The sequence below is a fragment of the Pseudomonas sp. SST3 genome (assembly GCF_003325755.1).
On sequence record NZ_QORI02000006.1, the window covers coordinates 98,401 to 117,258 of the forward strand.

19 protein-coding genes and 2 pseudogenes are annotated in these 18,858 nt (G+C 58.7%); 11 read left to right on the top strand and 10 right to left on the bottom strand.

The window, feature by feature from the left end:
- Nucleotides 1-51: 51 nt before the first annotated feature.
- The gene (locus DQ405_RS07990; protein ID WP_168423702.1) at nucleotides 52-657 is read right to left on the bottom strand and encodes an FMN-dependent NADH-azoreductase; all 606 of its coding nucleotides are present in this window, start codon (nucleotides 655-657) and stop codon (nucleotides 52-54) included.
- A gap of 111 nt (nucleotides 658-768) precedes the next feature.
- On the opposite strand from DQ405_RS07990, the gene DQ405_RS07995 reads away from it, so the two are divergent.
- Entirely contained in the window at nucleotides 769-1,656 is an 888-nt protein-coding gene (locus DQ405_RS07995) for a LysR substrate-binding domain-containing protein (protein WP_168423703.1), read from the top strand.
- A 32-nt stretch (nucleotides 1,657-1,688) separates the two neighbouring features.
- Here DQ405_RS07995 and DQ405_RS08000 read toward each other — a convergent pair whose 3' ends face one another.
- From DQ405_RS08000 to DQ405_RS08010, 3 genes are all read right to left on the bottom strand, one after another.
- Nucleotides 1,689-2,381: a DUF1294 domain-containing protein gene (locus DQ405_RS08000; RefSeq protein WP_168423704.1), complete on the bottom strand. Its 693-nt coding sequence runs from the start codon at nucleotides 2,379-2,381 to the stop codon at nucleotides 1,689-1,691.
- Nucleotides 2,382-2,450: 69 nt separating this feature from the next.
- On the bottom strand, nucleotides 2,451-3,425 hold the full coding sequence (locus DQ405_RS08005; RefSeq protein WP_168423705.1) for an alpha/beta fold hydrolase: 975 nt from the start codon (nucleotides 3,423-3,425) through the stop codon (nucleotides 2,451-2,453).
- 33 nt (nucleotides 3,426-3,458) lie between these two features.
- A complete protein-coding gene (locus DQ405_RS08010) occupies nucleotides 3,459-4,289 on the bottom strand; it encodes an undecaprenyl-diphosphate phosphatase (RefSeq protein WP_168423706.1) in 831 nt (276 codons plus the stop codon).
- Nucleotides 4,290-4,665: 376 nt separating this feature from the next.
- Between DQ405_RS08010 and DQ405_RS28500 the strand changes: the two are divergent.
- The 8 genes and pseudogenes from DQ405_RS28500 to DQ405_RS08045 all read left to right on the top strand — a co-directional run.
- Nucleotides 4,666-5,352, top strand: a pseudogene (locus DQ405_RS28500) (cache domain-containing protein); the annotation flags it as partial.
- A gap of 270 nt (nucleotides 5,353-5,622) precedes the next feature.
- Nucleotides 5,623-6,210: pseudogene (locus tag DQ405_RS28505) on the top strand (methyl-accepting chemotaxis protein); the annotation flags it as partial.
- 379 nt (nucleotides 6,211-6,589) lie between these two features.
- A complete protein-coding gene (locus DQ405_RS08020) occupies nucleotides 6,590-6,859 on the top strand; it encodes a hypothetical protein (RefSeq protein WP_168423708.1) in 270 nt (89 codons plus the stop codon).
- Nucleotides 6,860-7,008: 149 nt separating this feature from the next.
- On the top strand, nucleotides 7,009-7,290 hold the full coding sequence (locus DQ405_RS08025; RefSeq protein WP_168423709.1) for a hypothetical protein: 282 nt from the start codon (nucleotides 7,009-7,011) through the stop codon (nucleotides 7,288-7,290).
- Nucleotides 7,291-7,314: 24 nt separating this feature from the next.
- Nucleotides 7,315-7,602: a hypothetical protein gene (locus DQ405_RS08030; RefSeq protein WP_168423710.1), complete on the top strand. Its 288-nt coding sequence runs from the start codon at nucleotides 7,315-7,317 to the stop codon at nucleotides 7,600-7,602.
- Nucleotides 7,603-7,627: 25 nt separating this feature from the next.
- On the top strand, nucleotides 7,628-8,320 hold the full coding sequence (locus DQ405_RS08035; RefSeq protein ID WP_168423711.1) for a DUF421 domain-containing protein: 693 nt from the start codon (nucleotides 7,628-7,630) through the stop codon (nucleotides 8,318-8,320).
- A 109-nt stretch (nucleotides 8,321-8,429) separates the two neighbouring features.
- Complete coding sequence (locus DQ405_RS08040) at nucleotides 8,430-8,594, top strand: hypothetical protein (protein WP_168423712.1); 165 nt, start codon at nucleotides 8,430-8,432, stop codon at nucleotides 8,592-8,594.
- Nucleotides 8,595-8,712: 118 nt separating this feature from the next.
- Nucleotides 8,713-9,819 carry a DNA topoisomerase IB gene (locus DQ405_RS08045; protein ID WP_168423713.1) on the top strand — a complete coding sequence of 369 codons (1,107 nt, stop codon included), beginning with the start codon at nucleotides 8,713-8,715 and terminating at the stop codon, nucleotides 9,817-9,819.
- Here DQ405_RS08045 and DQ405_RS08050 read toward each other — a convergent pair.
- From DQ405_RS08050 to nfuA, 3 genes are all read right to left on the bottom strand, one after another.
- A complete protein-coding gene (locus DQ405_RS08050; RefSeq protein ID WP_168423714.1) occupies nucleotides 9,816-10,769 on the bottom strand; it encodes a sensor domain-containing diguanylate cyclase in 954 nt (317 codons plus the stop codon). The genes DQ405_RS08045 and DQ405_RS08050 overlap by 4 nt on opposite strands.
- A 2-nt stretch (nucleotides 10,770-10,771) precedes the next feature.
- A complete protein-coding gene (locus DQ405_RS08055) occupies nucleotides 10,772-11,755 on the bottom strand; it encodes a response regulator (RefSeq protein WP_168423715.1) in 984 nt (327 codons plus the stop codon).
- A gap of 140 nt (nucleotides 11,756-11,895) precedes the next feature.
- Nucleotides 11,896-12,480 carry a Fe-S biogenesis protein NfuA gene (gene nfuA / locus DQ405_RS08060; protein WP_168423716.1) on the bottom strand — a complete coding sequence of 195 codons (585 nt, stop codon included), beginning with the start codon at nucleotides 12,478-12,480 and terminating at the stop codon, nucleotides 11,896-11,898.
- Nucleotides 12,481-12,790: 310 nt separating this feature from the next.
- Between nfuA and metH the strand changes: the two genes are divergently transcribed.
- Both metH and DQ405_RS08070 read left to right on the top strand, forming a co-directional pair.
- On the top strand, nucleotides 12,791-16,483 hold the full coding sequence (metH, locus tag DQ405_RS08065) for a methionine synthase (RefSeq protein ID WP_168423717.1): 3,693 nt from the start codon (nucleotides 12,791-12,793) through the stop codon (nucleotides 16,481-16,483).
- A gap of 86 nt (nucleotides 16,484-16,569) precedes the next feature.
- Nucleotides 16,570-16,902 (top strand): DUF5629 family protein, encoded by a 333-nt coding sequence (locus DQ405_RS08070; RefSeq protein ID WP_168423718.1) that lies wholly within the window; start codon nucleotides 16,570-16,572, stop codon nucleotides 16,900-16,902.
- Between the two features lie 25 nt (nucleotides 16,903-16,927).
- Here DQ405_RS08070 and DQ405_RS08075 read toward each other — a convergent pair whose 3' ends face one another.
- The 3 genes from DQ405_RS08075 to DQ405_RS08085 all read right to left on the bottom strand — a co-directional run bounded on the left by DQ405_RS08075 (nucleotide 16,928) and on the right by DQ405_RS08085 (nucleotide 18,779).
- On the bottom strand, nucleotides 16,928-17,839 hold the full coding sequence (locus DQ405_RS08075) for a DMT family transporter (protein ID WP_241729870.1): 912 nt from the start codon (nucleotides 17,837-17,839) through the stop codon (nucleotides 16,928-16,930).
- Nucleotides 17,832-18,344 (bottom strand): MarR family winged helix-turn-helix transcriptional regulator, encoded by a 513-nt coding sequence (locus tag DQ405_RS08080; protein WP_168423720.1) that lies wholly within the window; start codon nucleotides 18,342-18,344, stop codon nucleotides 17,832-17,834. Before DQ405_RS08080 ends, DQ405_RS08075 begins: the two co-directional genes overlap by 8 nt.
- Nucleotides 18,345-18,476: 132 nt before the next feature.
- Nucleotides 18,477-18,779, bottom strand: a complete 303-nt coding sequence (locus DQ405_RS08085; protein ID WP_168423721.1) for a DUF1883 domain-containing protein — start codon at nucleotides 18,777-18,779, stop codon at nucleotides 18,477-18,479.
- Nucleotides 18,780-18,858: the final 79 nt, after the last annotated feature.

Consider the following 18,858-nt stretch of genomic DNA (forward strand, 5'->3'; position numbering starts at 1 on the left):
CGGCAACGAAAAGCGCCCCGCCAATGCGCGCTTTTGCATGAACCGTTTGGATCAGACGGTTTCGAACAGCTCGTCGATCGCCTGCTGTGCCGCACTCATTGCTGTTTCGCGTGCACCACCCATGGCGAGACCATGAGCCCGGACGATCTCGATATCGGTGATGCCGAGAAAGCCCAGCACCAATCTCAGGTAACCCTCGTGGGCGACACCGGTGGGCTGATCGGCGTGCATACCTCCAGCAGTTGAAACGAGAATGACGCGCTTACCGCCAGCCAAGCCTTCCGCGCCGTTGGGGCCGTAGCGGAAGGTCTTGCCTGCCACGGCGATACGATCGATCCACGCCTTGAGCTGACTGGGCACGCTGAAGTTGTACATGGGCGCGCCGATGATCAGCAGATCCGCCGCGAGAAATTCGTTCAACGTTGCTTCTGCCAATGCGGCTGCTTGACGCTGCACGGCGTCGCGCAGCTCGTCGGGAGTACCGGTCGCAGCCAGGCTCGCCCCGGATAGGTGGGTCAGTTCGTCAGCGGCGAGATCACGATAGCGCAAGGTGCTTTCCGGTTCGGCAGCCCGCACCGCCGTCGCGACGGCGTGGGTGAGCTGACGCGAAGCCGAGGCATCGCCGAGGATGCTTGAGTCAAGGTGCAGTACGTTCATATCAGATCTCCGTCGCAGGTTCGTTTCGATGGAGAAAGCCTACCGATGAATCCAATCAATGATTAGTAAGCAAAAATGCGATAGCTTGTCGCGCATATAGGACAAACAACCATGCAAGACCTTAACGACCTTTTTTATTTCGCCAAGGTGGTCGAAGCCGGCGGATTTGCCGCCGCCGGTCGCCAGCTCGGCATCCCCAAATCACGGCTATCACGGCGAATCGCCGAGCTTGAAGAGCGCCTCGGTGCGCGACTGCTTCAGCGCACCACGCGGAAGCTGGCAGTGACCGAAGTTGGCGACCGCTACTATCGCCACTGTCAGGCGATGCTGCTGGAAGCGGAACAGGCGGATGAAGCAGTGGCAAGTCTCATCAGCGAACCCAGAGGGCGCGTGCGCGTTTCCTGCCCCATCGCGGTGGCTGGATTCTCCGAGGTGGTAGTGGACTTTCTCACGACCTATCCGCTGGTAACGCTAGAGACCATCGTGACCAACCGGCGCGTGGATCTGGTCAACGAGGGCATCGACGTCGCCTTGCGAGTTCGTACCGCGGATGATGAGGATCCTTCGCTAATCGTCCGTCGTCTGCAGCCGGCCATCGCCTACCTCGTTTGCTCGCCTGGTCTGCTCGACGAGCAGCTCATCAGTCACCCCGAAGACTTGGCAAAGCTCGCTGTGCTAGGCGCACCCGATGCGGATCGTAAGGTGCGCTATCGGCTGGTCAATGGTGATGGTGAGATCCGTGAGGTTGCGCTAGAGCCACGGCTTGTTGTCGATGACTTCGGTATTCGAAAGGCCTCAGCGCTGGCGGGGCTCGGCTTGACCATGTTGCCGCGTGGTTACTGCGAAGACGAACTGGCAAGCGGAGAGCTGATTCGTGTTTTACCAGACTGGACGCTACCAGGCGGCCACCTGCAGATTGCGTACCTTCATCGCCGCGGAATGCTGCCTGCCGTTCGCGCCTGGATAGATCATCTCGCGAAAGTTTTCGGTCAGGATTAACGCGTGAAGCCTGGCAAAACGCGCCCTTTCGCTTAAACAGGCAGGCGTATCAGCGCGTGCAAACGCTGGAGGTACAGGTAATCCAGCCACATCACCTGGTGCGCCATGACAATCAGCCAGAACACCAATTGGAACGAAAACTTGCGAGTCTTGTGCCGTAGCAGTTGCTGCGCCAGTAATGCACCTGGCCAGCCGCCGAATAACTCGATCAGATGCAAGCGGGCCTCCGGCGTACGCCAACCACTGCGCAGCGCTCTGCGTTTGTCATGCAGATACAACCCAAAGGCCACCAGACTCCCCAATAGGTAAGCAAGAGCAGGCCAATAGCTGTCCTGTTCCGCTAATCGAAGAGTACCGAGCGTCGGCAGGACACAGAGCAGGATGAAACCCACCAATTTCAATGCAGGCTGTCGAGTTGGCCCGTCACGCCGATTTGGTGGCGCAGATTTGGCGGATCTTGCTGACTGATATGCCGGTGTTGCCGGCTTACGGCGAATGGTTGGGTCGTCGAGCGATAGCGGGGCATCCAGACGAATATGTGTAGCGTGCAAGCGCCCGCCTTTGTCACACTCGCGCAGGTACAGCACGCGGTCGCCCTGCACCGGTCGGCGAGCACCACGCATCGCCGAGATGTGAGCGAAGATGTCTTCACCGCCCTGCTCCGGCCGAATAAAGCCGAACCCCTTTTTATCGTTCCAGCTTTTCAGCTGACCGCGTAGTTCCATGACAGCTGGGCCGGTGGCAAAACCGGGGATTCTAATGCTTTTGCTCGCTAGCGGGGAGCCGCCCCTCCGCTAGCGGAGCGGCAGATACCGGCGACCTAGAAAGTCCAACAGCAGTCCGTTGACTTGCTCCGGCTGCTCGCTCTGTATCCAATGGCCGCAATTGTCGAGCACGTGCTGCTCCAGGCCAGGAACCCAGGCAGGCATCTTCTGCAACGTATGCGCTTCGAGCGTACCGACTGGATCCTTGTCACCCAGCAGGAACAGCGCCGGCTGTTTGACCTTACGCTCGGACAGTGGCGCAGTCCGCTCCCAGTTACGCTCGAAATTGCGGTACCAGTTGAGCGCACCGTGAAATCCGCGCCCCTCGAAGGTACGCACGTAAACGGCAAAGGCTTCCGGTCCGCACCAGGCCGGGGGCGAGCCCGGGTCCTGCATGCGGAGATAGAGCGGGCTCCCGCCAGGCTTATCCTGTAAAAAAAAGTCCTTGGGGACTGCTGCCGATGTGTTGTGCATCATCATCCGCAAGGTGCGTGCGACATCCTGATCCAGCTCGGCCTCGGCAATGCCTGGCTCCTGGAAATAGAGGATGTAGTTGAAGCGTCCGGCGTAGTGGCTGCGAATGATCTCGATGGCTGGCTTTTTCGGCCGTCCACCATACGGAACGGCCATGGCACCCACCGCCTTGATTCGCTCCGGCTCGAGCAGGGCCAGATGCCAGGCAACCGGTGCGCCCCAGTCGTGACCCACCACAGCCACAGAGCGCTGCTCGAGCAGATCCATCGCTGCCTGCAGGTCTGTGCAGACGGTCATTAGGTCGTAGCTGGCGACATCGTTCGGTGCACTGCTCTGGCCATAGCCGCGCATCTCCGGAACCATCACCCGGTAGCCAGCATCAGCCAATGCCTGTACCTGATGGCGCCATGAGTACCAACTTTCTGGAAACCCATGAACCAGCCAAACCACAGGGCCTTGCGCCGGTCCGGCACAATAGACGCTGAGGGTGATGCCATTGACGGAAAGCAGTTGATGTTCGTATGCGTGCACGGAGCGCTCCTTCAGCTATCTGCTTTGGTGCGTTCAGCCAGCAGCGGTACTCCAGTCAATCAGGCTGAACTGCCAGGTCGCCAGAATGATGATGCCGAAGATGATCCGGTACCAGGCAAATGCCGCATAGCTATGGTTGCCTATAAATTTCAACAAGGCGCGTACCGCCAGCATTGCGAAGATGAACGAAGTGACGAACCCGATCGCGAAAACCGGAAAGTCGCCCGGCTGGAACAGGTCACGGTACTTATAGCCCGAATAGACCGCGGCACCGACCATGGTCGGCATCGCCAGGAAGAAGGAAAACTCCGTGGCCGCCTTGCGGGAAAGCCCGAACAGCAATCCGCCAATGATGGTAGCGCCGGAACGGGATGTTCCGGGGATGAGTGCCAGGCATTGCGCGAAGCCTACCTTGAGCGCATGAGTCCAGCGCATGTCGTCGACGGTTTCGGCCTGAACGTCATGTTGGCGTTTTTCCGCCCAGAGCATAACCACGCCGCCGATGACCAAGGCCGCTGCCACTGTGATCGGGTTGAACAGATATTCGTGAATCAGATCCGCAAAGGTCACACCCAGGACGACGGCTGGTAAGAATGCCACCACCAGGTTAGCCGTGAACTTTTGCGCCTGTTGCTCCTTGGGAAGCCCGATCACTACATCGATAATCTTGCGGCGATATTCCCAGACCACCGCCAGGATAGCGCCCAGCTGAATGATGATGTTGAAAGCCAGCGCTCGCTCTCCCCCGAAACCGATCAGATCGGCAACGATGATCTGATGCCCGGTGCTGGAGATCGGCAGGAATTCCGTAATGCCCTCGACCACGCCTAGAAGCAACGCCTGGAAGGCGATCCAAAAATCCATCTAATCCCCGATAGCGGCGCAAACCACCGCATTTGAATATGCAACGAAGGTATATGTCAGATAGCCACTTCAGGCGCTGTTCTGACCCGTCCTGGACAATTAAATTCCAATAGTTGACGGCCGCCCTCATCTTTTTTCAGCTGATGCCGAAAAGCTCTTCGACGGCTCCGAAAAACAACTGCTGCCACAGCGCAACTGGTCAAGGCGGGCCCTGACGCCATGCTCCACCCCAAGCCGCCGACACAATAATAAACAAGACAACGCCTTAACAGGAGCTTACAACCCAATGAATCTGCTGCGAAATTTCCCCATCAGTAAGCGCCTCTGGCTGATCCCCACAGTAGCGATTGCCATGCTCTTCGTTCTTGGTCTGTTAATGATCCAGCAAGTACGGGTGGACCTGTACAAGGGCAAGCAGGTCATGACCCAGAACATCGTCGAGACGGCAACCGGCGTGCTCGGCTACTACCAGCAGCTCGAGGCAAATGGTTCTCTGAGTACTGCCCAGGCGCAGAAAGCGGCAATGGACCAGATTCGGCTGCTCCGTTACGGGCAGAACGACTATTTCTGGATCAACGACATGAACCCAACGATGCTCATGCATCCGATGAAGCCGGAGCTCGAAGGTCAGGACCTCTCCCAGACCAAGGATCCGAATGGCAAGGCGCTGTTCAACGAGATGGTCAAGGTTGCACGGCTTCAAGGCGCCGGCCTGGTGGACTACGAATGGGCGAAGCCGGGAGAGAAAGATCCTGTCCCGAAGATCTCCTATGTCGAGCTGTTTAAACCTTGGGGCTGGATCATCGGCTCAGGGATTTATGTCGACGATGTCGAGGCGGAGTTTCAGAATTATGTGGTTCGCTTCTCCACCATCGGCCTCGCCATCGCCATCCTGATGGCCTTGTTGGTCGCGATCCTCATCCGCAGCATTACCCAACCACTGCGCCATTCGATGCAAGCCATGGCCAACATAGCGAGCGGCGAAGCCGATCTTACCCGCAGCCTTGATGTTTCTGGCAACGATGAGCTGACGACTCTGAGTCGCGACTTCAATACATTCATCCAAAAGCTTCGTACCGTCATGGCGCAACTGTTCGAGACATCTGGCTCGCTGGAAAGCTCGTCCAACTCGCTGGGCGGGCTGGCCGGTCAGGCGCACAAGCAAAGCCAGCAGCAATCACAGCAAATGGAACTGGTCGCCACGGCGGTGAACGAAGTCACCTATGCCGTGCAGGAAGTGGCGAAGAATGCCGAGCACGCCTCGAACGAAGTCGGTGACGCTGAAAAGCAGGCCAGTCAGGGTCAGCGCAATATCGAAGCCAGCCTTCAGCAGATCGACCAGCTGTCCACCACCATCAACGAAGCGGTCGGGGTGATTCAATCTCTGGCCGACGAAACCACCAAGATAGGTTCAGTTCTCGAAGTTATCGGATCGATTGCCGATCAGACCAACCTCCTGGCTCTAAACGCCGCGATCGAGGCTGCCCGCGCTGGCGAGCAGGGCCGCGGCTTTGCTGTCGTAGCTGATGAGGTCCGTCTGCTGGCGCAGCGCACCCAGACCTCAACGGCAGAAATCCACACAATGATCGAACGCCTGCAGAAAAATTCCGGCGCCGCCGTCACCGTCATCATGGAAAGCAGCCGAGCCTCTCAGGCTACGGTAGAACAGGCCAGCCAGGCCGGGCAGAGCCTCGATCAGATCGCGCAGGCGCTGCGCAATCTGTCTGGCCTCAACGCGTCGATTGCCAGCGCAACATTGCAACAGACGCACGTGGTCGAGGACATCAATCAGAACGTAACCCAAGCGGCGAGCCTGGCGCAGGAGAGCACTCAGGCCGCAGAGCAATCAAGCGCGGCAGGCAAGCAACTAGGCGAGCTGGCCGAGCAATTGAACCGCCTGCTGAAGCAGTTCAAGGTCTGATCCGCCAAGCTTCAATATCGGTTGTCTTTTGTATACATACGGTCAGTTTCCGCGAGGGAGCTGACCGTCTACCTGACTCCGTCGGTTGCGACTTTTCGCCACGCCGAAGCAGCTCACCCGATCATGAACGCACGCATCGTGGCGACGCTGCGCATGTTGCAGCCCAGTCATATCGGGGCTTGCAAAGCACATTAATCCGAAAGCGCGGCACAGAACTAAGCCTATACTTTCGGCTAATTGCAGAAATTTTTCTCAGTCACGAACTCTCGATGTGACTTATCAGTCCTCTGTGTACATCAATGGATATGTAAGGCCAACGCCGGCAGCCTGGCGGCAGGCTCCAATCCGATCTTGGTTATCACACAGAGAGACATGCCCCATGAATAGCCCCCTTCGTTTCAACGACGCCCTTCTCATTACTGATCGTGCATTCAAGCCGTTCCAGTGCGTCGCCTGGACGCTGCTCGAAGGCAATGGCGAACTCAGCATTACCGTGGTAGATCGCAGCGAATCCCGCGCCGTCGGCCGTTGCAAACTGTCCAGCAGCGTCTATTCCGACCCGGTCAAACTTGGCGAGTCCCTGGAACAGGCCCGTGCAGACCTGAGCCGTCAGGGCGTTAACCTCGCTCCCTGGCATATGCCGGAATAAATATCCGCTCCGAATTAGCAAAGGGCCCGGTGTGTGTACGCCGGGCCTTTTTCGTTGTACGGGCGCACCAAGGCACACCGTGTCCTCGCTGACTGACCCATTCGCTTGTTTCACGGTCCCAGCAATAAGTGAATCAAGAGGAGTCAGCAATGAAAGGTGCAGAAGCCTACGTCAACGATCAATGGCATAGCAGTGGATTGGCCAACCTGCCAGAGGGCCCCGAAGGCCATTGCATCACATTGAAATTCATCATCCCGCGCGATGCGCAATTCACCGGGCTGATCACCCATGTCTGCGAAGTGGCACAACGGCGATTGAGCGACTTCTATGCAGGCAGAAAAGTGACGTATCGCCCCGTGCAAGGCTCGGTCGTCGGGGACGGCAGTGGCGACGGGATCAACCTTGTGTTCGATGTCGCCTCCGCAGAATGAACAAACGCACACCGGAGCATGACCATGACCACTCAACGCCTTGCACTCAATGAAGCCATGCGCATAAGCGAAATGGCCTTTCTGCCCTGCCATGCGACCGCCAAGGCCGACCACGAGGACGCCAGCTTTTCACTGAGGGTGGTCGACGCTGTGGGAGACGAAATATTGTCGATTTCTCATATCGCCCGCTCCCAGTACACCGACCCTATTCACCTTGCGGGTCTGCTGGAAAACGCGCGACTGCAACTCAGCAGGGACGGCGTTTCGCTGGGCGCGTGGTCCATGCCCGCGCAGCCGGGCACTAGCGAATGATCGGGCTCGACTGCGAGGGCCTCGAATGACCGCATTCGACTGGCAGCGAATGCTGCTGAATGACTTTCCGCTGTTGTTCTTGGCCGAGGTGGCGCTACGTGCATTGTTCGCCTTTGCCGCGGTGTTTCTGTTTCTGAAAATCAGCGGGCGCCGAGGGGTTCGGCAACTGTCGTTGTTCGAACTGGTGGTGATTCTGACGCTCGGCTCCGCCGCTGGTGACGTATCTTTCTATGAGGATGTACCGCTGCTACCAATAGCGGCGGTGTTCGTCACCCTGTTGCTGCTCTATCGAGCGACGGTGTGGGCGATGACGCATAACGAGCGGTTCTCCAACTGGATGGAAGGCAAACCGGTGACGATCATCAAGGACGGACTATACGAGCTGAACAGCCTTGAACAGCTGAACATTTCCTCTGACGAATTCTTTATGGAGCTGCGCCAGCAAGGCGTCGAACATCTGGGCCAGGTCCGCCTGGGCATTCTCGAAACCGACGGAGATGTCAGCCTCTTCTTTCAGGACGCCGAATCGATACGCCCAGGGCTTTCGGTGCTGCCGCAGGAGTATCGACCAGTTTATCTACAGGTACCGTCCAGCGGACTTTATGCCTGCACACGCTGCGGATATCCGCAGACCATCGAGGGGCAGCAGTCGGCGGCCTGCCCTCGTTGTAGCAACGAGCGATGGACTCTGGCGCTGAGCACCCCCCGCTTGCGCTGATATGCGGCGCGAACCCCCTGCGCTTGCATCGGTCCCTTATAGGGACGGGCACCGCGACGGGACCCTTCCGCGCGACTGCGCTTTTCACTCGCGATTCAGGAGCACACTTATGCTAGGCGACTATTCCTCGATAAATGAACATCTCGAAACCGCACGAAAGCACGCTGACCATGCTGAGACAAGCGCGGATCCGGCGATTTATCGCGAAGCGATTGATGAGCTGGTAGCCGCGATTCGGTTGTTGATGCGCAATAGTGAAGAAAAGGAAAGCTGATCGCATACGCAGCCAGCCTCATGTGCCGCCGGCTCTCGCTGGGCGGTCACTGGCCGGAAGGACCGTGGCCTGACCATATTGCCCAGCGCCGGAACGACGTTGAAGAGAGGAGTTTCGAATGCTGGTTGATCAGAGCAGTGAGACGGCTCTCGGCTTGGCGGAAGGAGTACGTCCGGTGCCAGCGGACGAGCAACCCGATACGGGCACGGCGCTCTGCCCGTCTCTGCCAGCCGACCTGCACTACGTCGATGACAGCAGCCCTGGCATCAGTCGCCGCGTACTAAGGGGCAAGTTCGCTTACTTCCTGCCAACCGGCGAGCGCATTCGGGATGCCGCAGAGATCGAGCGCATCAACAAGCTGGCCATCCCGCCGGCATACAAGAATGTCTGGATATGCCCCGACCCACTAGGTCATATGCAGGCCACCGCGCGCGATACACGCGGCCGCAAGCAGTATCGCTATCACTCCCGCTGGCGCGAGATTCGTGACTGCAATAAGTATGAGCGCATCCTGGCATTCGGCGCAGCGCTGCCCCGGCTGCGCGCGCGGCTGGAACAGCACCTGTCCCTGCGCGGAATGCCGCGGGAGAAAGTCATGGCACTAGTCGTACAGCTGCTGGAGTCGACCCTGATTCGTGTCGGCAATTCGCGTTATGCACGTGAAAACCGTTCCTATGGCCTGACCACGTTACGGGCCCGCCATGTAGCCGTGCAAGGTGCCGCGATCCGATTTCAATTCCGCGGTAAAAGCGGCGTAGAGCATCAGCTCACCCTACGGAACCAGCGTCTCGCGCGCATCATGCGTCGCTGTATGGAGCTCCCTGGGCAGCACCTTTTCCAGTATCTGGACGAAGATGGTGTACGCCATCCGGTGAGCTCCAACGACGTGAATCAGTTCATTCAACAGATGACCGGCGGCGACTTCACCGCGAAGGACTATCGCACCTGGGCCGGCAGCGCGCTGGCATTGGAGTCGCTGCGCAAGTGTGTATGGAAACCGGACGCCGTAGCCCGCCATAACCTGGCCGAAACGATCAAGGAGGTGTCCCGCCAGCTTGGCAACACCCCGGCCGTATGCCGCCAGTGCTACGTCCATCCCGACGTCCTGGAGGCCTTTGCTTCGGGCGAGCTCGCGCAGCTGTCCAAGGCGAGAAAGCGCAAGTGGATGAGCAGCGAGGAAGTCACCTTGCTGAACTTTCTGACCGCGCGCGACATGGGCGTTTAGCGGTATAACGAGACCTGGTTGCGGCCGGCTGACTTCGATTGATAAAGCGCAGTGTCGGCCCGTTCGATAAGTTGCGCATAGCCACTGGTGGGCTGGCTGAGATCGGCAATACCGAGACTGACGGTAAAACGAATAGTCTGCCCTTCATGGACGACTTCGTGCATTTCGATAGATTGGCGCAGCCTTTCGGCGAATGTAACCGCACCCTCGCTTTCCGTATCCGGCAGCAACACGACGAATTCCTCGCCGCCATAGCGGCCCGCGATATCGGCATCGCGCATGTTCTGGCGTATGAGTTCGGCAGTCTGCTGGATCACGGCGTCCCCCGCCTGATGGCCGTAGCTGTCGTTGATCTTCTTGAAGTGATCCAAATCGAACATCACCAGCGCCGCGTTGCGGTCGTAACGGCGATGCCGGGCATACTCCTGACGCAACATCTCCTCCCAATGGCCGCGGTTGAACAGCCCCGTCAGGCGATCAGTGCTGGACAGCCGCTGCAGCTCCTGATTCGCTGCCTGCAACTGAAGGCGGTTGATGGCCACATCGGTGACGTCATAGATAATCAAACAGATCTGCTCGATGCTCCCACTGAGCCCCTTCAACGGCATCAGCGTGGTGTTCTGGTACATGAAATCTTCCAGGCCTGTGATCGGCTGGTAGTTCTTGAAACGCAGCAGATAGGGGCGCTGTTCCCAAATGGTGAACGAGGGCGTGCCCAGTGTCGCGACGCTTTCCACCTTACGCCGGAACCAGCGCTCATCTACTTCAGGAAACAGCTCGAAAAAGGATTTCGCTCGCACATCCTCGGGCAACCGCCCGGAGCGGTTCTCCATGAATGTGTTCCACACATTGATGCGATATTCGCGATCGAGCACCACCACACCGACGTCGATGCTCTGGACGATTGCCAGCAACCAGTGAAGTTCGCTCAGATTGATCGAGTCGGACATGCTCAGCTCATCAGGTGGGCGAGTTTGCGAGACAGCAGCTCAACCGAGTCTTCGGTGAACAGCAACAATAGATCGAAATGAACATCGTGCCCCTCCAAGCTGTAGCTGATCTCCACCGCGAGCGTGCTCTTCCAGCGCTGACGGTTGAGCCGGATAAGCTCTTCGATCGAAGCATGCTGACCAAGCAACTGCGGATGTCCTTGAGAGAAGACCACGTCGATCTGATCGGCGATACCGCTGAGGCACGCACTGATCAGCAGACTCGACAAATCGAGTAGCATTTCAAGCTCAAGGTAGTCGCCGGCGCGCATTAGACGCGCCATATCCGCCACCTCCGAATCGTGAAAGATCAGCAGCGCCTCGCCGGCAATACCGCCGCCGATATATCCCTGGCAAACCGCAGTTAACTTATCGCCTTGGGCCACATCGGCAAGTGCCATATGCAACTCACCGACCTCAAGGATGTTCACGCTGGGGATGGGCAACTGAACGAAAACGCCGAGCACCTTTGCAAGCAGTGCCGCCGCACGCCCCATCGCGACATTCACCACCTCGCGAAAAGCGTCTCGAAAAGGAATGGCCCCCGCTTTTCTCTCACCGAGCATCGGCAACTCGTCGCCGACCACCCCGAGTCCGGCCAGGGTTTGTTGCAGATGCACCGGATCGGCTGGTTTGCGAATGAATGCCTGTGCCCCCAGCTCCAGTACGCGGCGTACAGCCTCTTCTTGGACATCCGCCGAGATCACCACGACTTTGCAATCGAGATGTTCATCGCGAAGCGCGGCAAGTACCTGATAGCCGTCCATATCGGGCATGGTCAGATCGAGCAAGAGGACATCGATGCCGCCATCACGAACCTTATCGAGCGCCTCAATACCACTTCCCGCTTGCGAGATATCCAACGGCCAGGCAGCAGGCAACGCACGCAGCAATTGCTTGCGCGCCAGGCTCGAATCATCGCAAATCAAAAGGGAAACGGCAGACATGCAGCGCTCGCTCAGCTAGCCAGGTCTCAGGGACCTAGACAGCTTATCCCAGCAGGCGAGCGCCGTGGTGGTGCTTTCGAAAGAATAGTGGCATTTTGCCCACGAATGGCTGAAACAGCCATCGCTTGGGCTATTACAGCCTAGTAGTAGGCGTTATCCCGGTTGGTGTGGTCGGTCACGTCACGCACCCCTTTGAGCTCGGGAATTCTTTCCAGCAGCGTTTTCTCGATACCTTCTTTGAGCGTGACGTCCGCCTGGCCACAGCCTTGGCAACCGCCACCGAACTGGAGCACCGCCACACCTTCATCGACTACATCGATCAGCGTGACCAGGCCACCGTGGCTGGCGAGTCCCGGGTTGATCTCGGTCTGCAGGTAGTAGTTGATACGCTCGTTCAGCGGGCTGTCTTCGCTGACCATGGGCACCTTCGCGTTCGGTGCCTTGATGGTCAATTGACCGCCCATGCGGTCGGTGGCGTAATCCACTAGCGCATCTTCCAGAAAGGGCTCGCTGACGCCATCGATCCACGCGGTAAAGCTTTTCAGTGCGATTGCGATGTCATCAGGCTTTTCTTCGCCAGGCTTGCAATAGGCGATGCAGGTTTCAGCGTAAGGTGTGCCGGGCTGAGTAATGAAGACCCGGATGCCGATGCCTGTGGTGTTCTGCTTTTCAAGCAGATCGGCCAGGTAATCGTGTGCAGCTTCGGTAATGGTAATGGCGCTCATGGGAACTCCTCTCAGACATGGAGCGCAGTGTACGCCAACCACCGCGCCGGATAAAGTCCTAGTATTTTAGTAGGAGATAGCAGCGGAGCAATTCTACATAGGCAAACCAGGTCAATCCGGGCCTCTTCGGTCTTTATACCGAGACGGTGATCAGGCAGCACGGAGCCTGGGACCGAGTGCCATCGCTGGCCTGCAAACACTTCCGATAGATTAGCGACATGAATCAAATTCATGCAAAGCGTGCAATGATCAAAAAGCGTGCAGCTTTGCTATCATTCGCGGTCTTCGCAACCAGCTTCAGGTAGTCCCCATGTTCGACCGCAACGCCCGTCTCCAGGCACTCCAACAGGCCCTCAAGGAGCGCATCCTGATACTCGACGGCGGCATGGGTACCATGATTCAGAGCTACAAACTGGAGGAGTCCGACTACCGCGGCGAACGTTTCGCCGATTGGCCGCAGGATCTGAAGGGTAATAACGACCTGCTGATCCTCACCCGGCCCGACGCCATCAGCGCTATCGAAAAAGCGTACTTCGATGCCGGTGCCGATATCGTCGAGACCAACACCTTCAATGCCACTCGCGTTTCCCAAGCCGACTACGGTATGGAGGAGTTGGTATATGAATTGAACGTTGAAGGCGCCCGTCTTGCCCGCCAGGCAGCCGATGCCAAGACGGCCGAGACGCCGGACCGCCCACGCTTCGTCGCTGGCGTGCTCGGTCCGACCAGCCGCACGTGCTCGCTGTCACCGGACGTGAACAACCCGGGCTACCGCAACGTCACCTTCGACGAACTGGTGGAGAACTACACCGAAGCCACTCGCGGTCTCATCGAAGGCGGCTCGGACCTGATCCTCATCGAGACCATCTTCGACACGCTCAACGCCAAAGCGGCGATTTTTGCCGTTCAGGAGGTCTTCGAAGAAATCGGCTTCGAGCTGCCGATCATGATCTCGGGCACCATCACCGACGCCTCTGGACGTACCCTGTCCGGCCAGACCACCGAGGCTTTCTGGAACTCGGTACGCCACGCCAATCCAATCTCGGTCGGGCTGAACTGCGCGCTGGGCGCAAAAGAGCTGCGTCCTTATCTGGAAGAGCTGTCGAACAAGGCCGAAACCCATGTCTCGGCCCACCCCAACGCCGGCCTGCCGAATGCTTTCGGTGAGTACGATGAGAGCCCGGCGGAAATGGCGCGGGTGGTCGAGGAGTTCGCGGCCAGTGGCTTCCTCAACATTGTTGGCGGCTGCTGCGGCACGACGCCCGCCCACATCGAGGCAATCACCAAAGCCGTCGCGAAGTACGCGCCGCGAGCCATTCCGGATATTCCCAAAGCCTGTCGACTGTCGGGTCTCGAGCCCTTCACCATCGATCGCAGCTCGCTGTTCGTCAACGTAGGCGAACGGACCAACATCACCGGCTCTGCCCGCTTTGCCCGCCTGATCCGTGAAGACAACTACACCGAGGCACTGGAAGTCGCCCTGCAGCAGGTCGAAGCCGGCGCTCAGGTGATCGACATCAATATGGACGAGGGCATGTTGGATTCGAAGAAGGCCATGGTGACCTTCCTCAATCTGATTGCAGGCGAACCGGACATTTCCCGTGTGCCGATCATGATCGACTCCTCAAAATGGGAAGTGATCGAAGCCGGCCTCAAGTGCATCCAGGGCAAGGGCATCGTCAACTCGATCTCGATGAAGGAAGGCGTCGAGGCGTTCAAGCACCACGCTCGCCTTTGCAAGCGCTACGGCGCCGCCGTGGTGGTGATGGCCTTCGACGAAGCCGGCCAGGCCGACACCGCCGAGCGCAAGCGCGAGATCTGCCAACGCTCATACGACATCCTGGTTAACGAAGTCGGCTTCCCACCGGAAGACATCATCTTTGACCCGAACATCTTTGCTATCGCCACCGGGATCGAGGAGCACAACAACTACGCTGTCGACTTCATCGAAGCCTGCGCCTTTATCCGCGACCACCTCCCCTATGCCCTGACGTCCGGCGGCGTGTCGAACGTGTCGTTCTCGTTCCGCGGCAACAACCCGGTGCGCGAAGCAATCCATTCGGTCTTCCTGTACTACGCGATCCAGAACGGACTGACGATGGGCATCGTCAACGCCGGACAGCTGGAAATCTACGATGAGATCCCGAAGAGGCTACGCGACGCAGTCGAGGACGTGGTACTCAACCGCACCCCCAACGGCACCGAGGCGCTGCTGGCAATCGCCGACGAGTTCAAGGGCGACGGCAGCGTCAAGGAAGCGGAAACCGAGGAATGGCGCAGCTATACCGTTGAAAAACGACTGGAGCACGCGCTGGTCAAGGGCATCACCACCCACATCGTCCAGGATACCGAAGAGTGCCGGCAGCAATGCGCGCGGCCCATCGAAGTCATCGAAGGGCCGCTGATGAGCGGCATGAACGTGGTCGGCGACCTGTTCGGCTCGGGCAAGATGTTTCTGCCGCAGGTGGTCAAGTCCGCACGCGTAATGAAGCAGGCCGTTGCGCACCTGATCCCGTTCATCGAAGCGGAAAAAGGCGACAAGCCCGAAGCCAAGGGCAAGATCCTCATGGCAACGGTCAAGGGCGACGTGCATGACATCGGCAAGAACATCGTCGGCGTGGTGCTCGGTTGCAACGGTTACGACGTGGTCGACATGGGCGTCATGGTGCCGGCGGAGAAAATCCTGCAGACGGCCATCGCCGAGAAGTGCGACATCATCGGCCTATCCGGCCTGATCACCCCGTCCCTGGACGAGATGGTTCATGTGGCCCGCGAGATGCAGCGACAGGACTTCCACTTGCCGCTGATGATCGGCGGTGCGACCACGTCCAAGGCCCACACGGCCGTGAAGATCGATCCGCACTACAAGAACGATGCGGTGGTCTACGTCACCGACGCCTCGCGCGCGGTCGGTGTGGCCACGACGCTGCTGTCGAAAGAGCTCAAGCCGGTCTTTGCGCAGAAGACCCGCGAAGAGTACGCAATGATCCGCGAGCGCACCGCCAACCGCAGCGCTCGTACCGAGCGTCTGACATACGCCGAAGCTGTCGCCGTCAAACCCAAGTTCGATTGGAGCGACTACTCACCGGTCAAACCGACCTTCACCGGTCGCAAGGTGCTGGAAGATATCGATCTGCGCACGCTGGTCGAGTACATCGACTGGACGCCGTTCTTCATTTCATGGGATCTGGCAGGCAAATACCCGCGCATCCTTGAGGACGAGATCGTCGGCGAAGCCGCCACCTCGCTGTTCAACGATGCTCAGGCGATGCTCACCAAGCTGGTCGATGAAAAGCTGATCAAGGCTCGCGCAGTGTTTGGCTTCTGGCCGGCCAACCAGGTCGACGAAGACGATATCCAGGTTTATGGCGACAGAGGCGAAGCCTTGGCGACACTCCATCATCTTCGTCAGCAGACGGTGAAGACCGACGGCAAGCCGAATTTCTCGCTGGCCGATTTCGTCGCGCCGAAGGACAGCGGCGTGACTGACTACGTAGGCGGCTTTATCACCACCGCTGGGATCGGCGCCGAAGAGGTCGCGAAGGCCTACCAGGATGCCGGCGACGACTACAACTCGATCATGGTCAAGGCGTTGGCTGACCGGCTGGCCGAAGCCTGCGCCGAATGGCTGCACCAGCAGGTCCGCAAGCAGTGGTGGGGCTATGATCCAGAGGAGCAGCTGAGTAACGAAGAGCTGATCAAGGAGCAGTACAAGGGCATCCGCCCTGCCCCCGGTTACCCGGCCTGCCCAGATCACACCGAGAAAGGTACGCTGTTCCAGCTGCTCGATGCCGACGGCGTCAGCCAGGTCACCCTGACCGAGCATTACGCGATGTTTCCTACAGCGGCCGTCAGCGGCTGGTACTTCGCTCACCCTAAGGCGCAGTACTTCGCCGTCGGCAAGATTGATAAGGATCAGGTCGAGAGCTACAGCAAGCGCAAGGAGCAGGACCTTGCCGTGACAGAACGCTGGCTGATGCCTAACCTCGGCTACGACAACTGAGACCAGGCATTGACCCTCGATACCTTGTATAGGTATTGAGGGCCATACAGATCTGCCAGCAATCCCGCCCCTTACGCGAGCACACCATGCTTACCGAAACCCGCTATCTGCTCGATGAACTTGAAACAGCCGACATGCTCGAAGTCGATGGTCTGCATGCCTGGCAGTTCACCCTCAACGACGAACTGCTCGACCGCGCCGAGGCAGCTGCGATCGCCGGTGAGCCATTCGCCAGCGACGATATCGTTGTCCGCATCGAGTCGGTCGACGGCCGCGAGCGGCGCCATTGGGCGTTCAGCTACAACAGCGTGATGGAAGCGCAGTATCTAGAAGACGAGCAGCACTGGGTCCTTGGGGATTCCCCGCAGACACGCATCCGCTGCCTCGGGGCAACCAGCGCAAGCGCTGATGACGAGTGATCGCGATTCGCACCCGCACCGCCAATCATTCATGTTTCGCGCCACGCCGTAGCAGTAACGCGATGGCGAGCACCACCATCAAGCTACCCGGCAGCCAATGCCAACCGATTCGTTGTGGTTGGGCAACGAACAGCAGCAGCATCGATACGAAAGGAACCAGATAGCTATAAGCCGTGACTGCGCCCGGTGTCAGCACCGCCGTGGCTCGCTGCTGCAGAAAAAAGGTCATTCCGCTGGAGAACACGCCCAAGTAGACCACCAGCGCCACGTCACGCAGATCCATCCGCGCCAATGTGGCCGGTTGCTCCCAGATGAATCCTAGCGTGGCGATCAGAATCGCGCCTATCAACAGGCTCCAGAACGTTCGCAAGCCAGCCTGCGGCGCCAATACACCACGATGCAGTCCCCACTTGCTCAACACTGGGTACAGCGCGGAGGCGATGCAACCGAAGAAAAAAGCCAGTTCGCCAACGCCAAACTTCAGTTCGGCGAGGTCTCCATTGTTTTCGGCTAGCGCCAGCCCCAGGGCTCCGAACGCGCCCAGCGCGAGGATCGCCAACAGCCGGCCTGCAGGCCGCTCGACACCCAGACCACGGCCGAGACAGTACGCCAGCAAAGGCACGCTGACGAACAGCGTGGCCATCGACAACGCGCTGATACGGTGCGCGGCCCAAAACATGGTTCCGAAGAAGCCCGCCAGGCTCAGGCCCATCAGCGCATATAGCAACAAGCCCGGAAAGCTCGGCCAGCGCTCACTTTGGCGTAACACCAATGGCAGTAACGCCAGCGCGGCAATGCTGAAACGAAAGGCGGTCAGCAGCAGCGGCGGCAGTCCTTCGCTCATCAGCCCTACCGCGGGAAAGGACAAACCAACGAACAATGCCCACAGCAGCATGCCCAGGTGCGCACGAGTGGTGCCACGCTTCGCCTCAGTCATCGCCCTTCTCCAGTGCCAGCAGCAGTGTACGCAAACCATTCGCCAAGGCCTGTTTTTGTTGCTGATCGAGCGGCGCCTGCATGCGGTGCAGGGTTGCCAGGTACTCATCCAGACAGCCGAGCAACACGGTCTGCCCTTGGTCGCTGAGCCGTATCAGTAGGCTCCGGCGGTCGTCCGGATTAGGAACGCGCTGGATCAGACCGGCTTTCTCCAGACGGTCGAGCCGATTGGTCATGGCGCCCGAACTGAGTACGGCGGCATGGCGCAAGGCATTCGGGGTTAGTCCTTGCGGTTGGCCGCTGCGATAGAGCGTTGCCAGCAGATCGAACTCGCCATCATGCAGACCATGCTTGCGAAACACTGCGGCGATATGGCGGTTCAGGTATTTCGACAGCCGATACACCCGTGTGAAGATCGCCATCGGCGATGCATCGCCTTCGGGACGTACGTTGTGCCACTGAGCGAGCACACCGTCGACATGGTCATCAGAGGCGGGTCTGCGCATAAATAGCTCCATCAAAAGAATCTTTACGTAAAGCTAAATAGATGCAATGCGAAAGGCAAGCGTTGACGCCGCTTGAGGGTGGACAAGCCGACGGATGACGCTCAGTCAATGAGCACAACCGGAGGCCGCGAGCTATCGCAGTTCGGAGGGGGAGTTGCGGACGATCTTGATTGAATGCGTGAGCGCTGGCTTACGCGTGACACTGATGGCCTTGCGCGTCACCGTGTCGATGGTGATGTTCCAGAATCCGGTATTTGGCACCTTGATCTTCGCTGGGAACTTGTCGAAAGCACCGCCGTGATAGGCATGACGACCGCCGTTCTTGAAGCTACGAAAATTTTTGTCGTTCATGAGACGGATATTGCAGGGCTGCGAACATTCGATGATCACAAAGTCGTCTTCGTTGAGGTGTTCGCGCTGGTGAATGAACTTCATGTGCCGCTCCGGACCACGTTTCTGGCAAAGACGAAGATTACCATGCACGCACTCGCGGCTGGGCGCGCCGAGCCTACTC

Excerpts from the sequence above, each read along its gene's own strand:
- DQ405_RS08050 (WP_168423714.1), bottom strand. The coding sequence starts at position 10,769 with ATGTCCGACTCGATCAATCTGAGCGAACTTCACTGGTTGCTGGCAATC.
- metH (WP_168423717.1), top strand. The coding sequence starts at position 12,791 with ATGTTCGACCGCAACGCCCGTCTCCAGGCACTCCAACAGGCCCTCAAG.
- DQ405_RS08075 (WP_241729870.1), bottom strand. The coding sequence starts at position 17,839 with ATGACTGAGGCGAAGCGTGGCACCACTCGTGCGCACCTGGGCATGCTG.
- DQ405_RS08045 (WP_168423713.1), top strand. The coding sequence starts at position 8,713 with ATGCTGGTTGATCAGAGCAGTGAGACGGCTCTCGGCTTGGCGGAAGGA.
- DQ405_RS08080 (WP_168423720.1), bottom strand. The coding sequence starts at position 18,344 with ATGCGCAGACCCGCCTCTGATGACCATGTCGACGGTGTGCTCGCTCAG.
- DQ405_RS08040 (WP_168423712.1), top strand. The coding sequence starts at position 8,430 with ATGCTAGGCGACTATTCCTCGATAAATGAACATCTCGAAACCGCACGA.
- DQ405_RS07990 (WP_168423702.1), bottom strand. The coding sequence starts at position 657 with ATGAACGTACTGCACCTTGACTCAAGCATCCTCGGCGATGCCTCGGCT.
- DQ405_RS08025 (WP_168423709.1), top strand. The coding sequence starts at position 7,009 with ATGAAAGGTGCAGAAGCCTACGTCAACGATCAATGGCATAGCAGTGGA.
- DQ405_RS08055 (WP_168423715.1), bottom strand. The coding sequence starts at position 11,755 with ATGTCTGCCGTTTCCCTTTTGATTTGCGATGATTCGAGCCTGGCGCGC.
- DQ405_RS08085 (WP_168423721.1), bottom strand. The coding sequence starts at position 18,779 with ATGAAGTTCATTCACCAGCGCGAACACCTCAACGAAGACGACTTTGTG.
- nfuA (WP_168423716.1), bottom strand. The coding sequence starts at position 12,480 with ATGAGCGCCATTACCATTACCGAAGCTGCACACGATTACCTGGCCGAT.
- DQ405_RS08010 (WP_168423706.1), bottom strand. The coding sequence starts at position 4,289 with ATGGATTTTTGGATCGCCTTCCAGGCGTTGCTTCTAGGCGTGGTCGAG.
- DQ405_RS08035 (WP_168423711.1), top strand. The coding sequence starts at position 7,628 with ATGACCGCATTCGACTGGCAGCGAATGCTGCTGAATGACTTTCCGCTG.
- DQ405_RS08030 (WP_168423710.1), top strand. The coding sequence starts at position 7,315 with ATGACCACTCAACGCCTTGCACTCAATGAAGCCATGCGCATAAGCGAA.
- DQ405_RS08000 (WP_168423704.1), bottom strand. The coding sequence starts at position 2,381 with ATGGAACTACGCGGTCAGCTGAAAAGCTGGAACGATAAAAAGGGGTTC.
- DQ405_RS08020 (WP_168423708.1), top strand. The coding sequence starts at position 6,590 with ATGAATAGCCCCCTTCGTTTCAACGACGCCCTTCTCATTACTGATCGT.
- DQ405_RS07995 (WP_168423703.1), top strand. The coding sequence starts at position 769 with ATGCAAGACCTTAACGACCTTTTTTATTTCGCCAAGGTGGTCGAAGCC.
- DQ405_RS08070 (WP_168423718.1), top strand. The coding sequence starts at position 16,570 with ATGCTTACCGAAACCCGCTATCTGCTCGATGAACTTGAAACAGCCGAC.